Raw genomic sequence first — 2,000 nt, 5'->3', positions numbered from 1 at the left:
GCGGCCGCGATCCGCGTGATCCCCTTCACCATCCGCACCTTCGACGAGCTGCGCGTCCCGCCCATTGTGGCGGAGCTGTCCGCCCGCCCGCGCGGCCTGGTGCTGGTGACGGGGCCGACCGGCTCAGGCAAGAGCACCACGCTGGCCGCCATGGTCGACAAGATCAATCGCGAGGAGCGCGGCCATATCCTGACCATCGAGGACCCCATCGAGTTCATCCACAAGCACCGCGGCTGCCTCATCAACCAGCGGGAAGTGGGCTCCGATACCAAGTCCTTTGCCGCCGCACTCCGCTCGGCGCTGCGGCAGGACCCGGACGTGGTGCTGATCGGCGAGATGCGGGACCTGGAAACCATCGGTGCCGCGCTCACCATTGCCGAGACCGGGCACCTGGCGTTCGGCACCCTGCACACCAACTCTGCGGCGGAGACCATCAACCGCATCGTGGACGTCTTCCCCTCGCACCAGCAGCAGCAGGTGCGGGCGCAGCTCGCCTTCTGCCTCGAGGGCGTCGTCACCCAGACCCTGCTCCCCCGCGCCAATGGGCCGGGACGGGTCTGCGCCTGTGAGATCATGGTGTGCACCACCGCCATCCGCGCCAACATCCGGGACGACAAGATCCACCAGATATACTCGTCCATGCAGGCCGGCAAGAAGCATGGCATGCAGACCATGAACGATGCGCTGTATCAGCTCGTGATCCAGGGCGAGGTCACGCTGGAGAACGCGCTCAAGGCCTCTTCTGACCCCGCGGAGCTGCTGCGCATGACCGGGCAGACGGCGCCAGCGGGCGGCTAACCGGGAGACTCCATGCCCACCTGGACCTATTCTGCCAAGACCCCAGCCGGCGAGCTGCAGAGCGGCGAGATCGACCTCCCTTCCCGCGACGAGGTCGTCAACTACTTACGCCGCCAGCGCCTGATCCCGGTCAAGGTCGCCGAGAAGAAGGGACTCGAGATCTCGCTGGGCACCGGGGTCAGGACCCGGGACATCGTCATCTTCACCCGTCAGTTCGCCACCATGATCAACGCCGGTCTGCCGCTGGTGCAGAGCCTGGACATCCTGGCCAAGCAGACCGAGAACAAGTTTTTCCGCCGCGTGATTGAAGAGGTGCTGTACGACGTCGAGTCCGGCCTCACACTGGCCGACTCGCTGCGCAAGCACCCCAAGATCTTCACGGACCTCTACACCAACATGGTCGCGGCGGGGGAGGCGGGCGGTATCCTGGACACCATCCTGCTCAGGCTCGCGACCTTCCTGGAAAAGGCCGATGCGCTGCGCCGCAAGATCAAGGGCGCCATGATCTACCCGGGCGTGATCATGAGCGTCGCCATTGGGGCCGTGGCCGTGCTGCTCGTGTTCGTCATACCCACCTTCCAGACCATGTTTGCGGACGTGGGCGTGCCCCTGCCCGGGCCGACCCGCCTGGTCATCAACCTGAGCCAGGGCCTCAAGAACTACCTGTTCTACATCATCGGCGCGATCGTCGGCGGCGTTTTCCTGCTCCGCCGCATCTACGCGACGCCGCAGGGCCAGCTCGCCATTGACGCCTTGATGCTCAAGCTCCCGCTGATCGGCGACCTGCTGCGCAAGGCCAGCGTCTCGCGCTTCACGCGCACGCTCAGCACGCTGGTGGCCAGCGGCGTGTCCATCCTGGAAGGTCTCGAGATCACGGCGCATACGTCCGGCAACCGCGTGATCCACGACGCCGTCATGCAGTCGCGCGCCAGCATCGCGGGCGGCGAGACGATCAGCGAGCCGCTGCGCAGGTCCGGCGTGTTCCCGCCCATGGTCGTGCAGATGATCAACGTGGGCGAGCAGACCGGTGGTCTGGACGAGATGCTGGGCAAGATCGCAGACTTCTACGACGAAGAGGTGGACGCCGCCGTGGAAGCCATGCTGGCCGCACTCGAGCCCATCCTGATCGTCTTCCTCGGCGTCGTGGTGGGCGGCATGATCGTGTCCATGTACCTGCCCATCTTCGACATGATGAAGGTGGT

Annotated in this window: 2 protein-coding genes; both read left to right on the top strand. The window is 65.7% G+C overall.

Annotated features, from left to right (window positions below; all coding sequences use genetic code 11):
- A partial coding sequence (locus tag HY703_05485) for a PilT/PilU family type 4a pilus ATPase (GenBank protein ID MBI4544622.1) occupies positions 1–798 on the top strand: 798 nt, incomplete at its 5' end.
- 12 nt (positions 799–810) lie between these two features.
- Positions 811–2,000, top strand: a 1,190-nt coding sequence (locus tag HY703_05480; GenBank protein ID MBI4544621.1) for a type II secretion system F family protein, incomplete at its 3' end; no start/stop codon positions are given.

It is taken from the genome of Gemmatimonadota bacterium, assembly GCA_016209965.1.
Classification (GTDB): Bacteria; Gemmatimonadota; Gemmatimonadetes; order Longimicrobiales; family RSA9; genus JACQVE01.
This window is presented reverse-complemented; position numbering and strand designations above follow the sequence as displayed.